Origin of the sequence: Pseudonocardia sp. SID8383 (assembly GCF_009864975.1) — a bacterium.
Classification (GTDB): domain Bacteria; phylum Actinomycetota; class Actinomycetes; order Mycobacteriales; family Pseudonocardiaceae; genus Pseudonocardia; species Pseudonocardia alni.
In genome coordinates, this window is record NZ_WWFY01000570.1 from 1 (window position 1) to 808 (window position 808).

An 808-nucleotide genomic window follows, 5' to 3' on the forward strand; every position below is an offset into this window, starting at 1 on the left:
CTACCGCGACCGCCGCGGCCACCCCCGCGACCAGTACAACCGCCCCCCACCCGCGGGTACGGCCGGGCGCGGACCGGGCCGCGGCGACCGCCAGGACCACGAGCCCGACCGCTGCGGGGGCCTTCACCAACGCCCCCAGCACGACGAGCACGGCGCCCGCGGCGAGCGCCGCCCACGGCCCGCGCAGACCGACGGCGAGACCCACGAGCAGCAGCGCGAGCATCGGGCCGTCGTTGTGCATCCCGCCGACGACGTGCCAGAGCACCAGCGGGTTCGCGACCCCCCACGCCAGCGCCGTCCCCGGTGGGATCCCGTGGGCACGGGCCAGGCGCAGCACCGCCCACCCGATCCCCACCACCGCGACGACGGCGAGCAGCCGGTATGCCGCCACCCCGGCGACCACCCCGTCCCCGGCGACGGCGGCGACCGCCTTCTGCCACAGGTCGGTCACCGGCCCGTACGGCGACGGCGTCTCCCTCCAGTAGCCGTCGACCCGCGCGAGGACCGGCGACCCGGCGGGCAGCCCGGCCGCCGGACCGGTCCGGTGCGGGTCGGCGCCGCCGAGCGCGACCATCCCCTGGGCGAGGTAGCTGTACACGTCGCGGGAGAACAGCGGCGGTGCGACGAGCAGTGGCGTGGCCCAGGCGAGCAGCGCCCGCACCGCCTGCACCGGGAGCACCGGAGCGCGCACCAGCAGCACCCAGGCCACGACGACCAGCCCCGTCCCGGCCACCGCGGCGCCGAGCGCCACCGTCGACCCGGGGCGGAGCACCACCGCCCAGGCGCCGCCGGTCAGCAGCACCGCCCC

General features: G+C 78.7%; 1 protein-coding gene. It reads right to left on the bottom strand.

Annotated elements, in window-relative coordinates; all coding sequences use genetic code 11:
* Positions 1 to 808 (bottom strand): polyprenol phosphomannose-dependent alpha 1,6 mannosyltransferase MptB (mptB, locus tag GTW08_RS13890; RefSeq protein ID WP_202417148.1); only part of this gene is annotated, 808 nt, incomplete at both ends.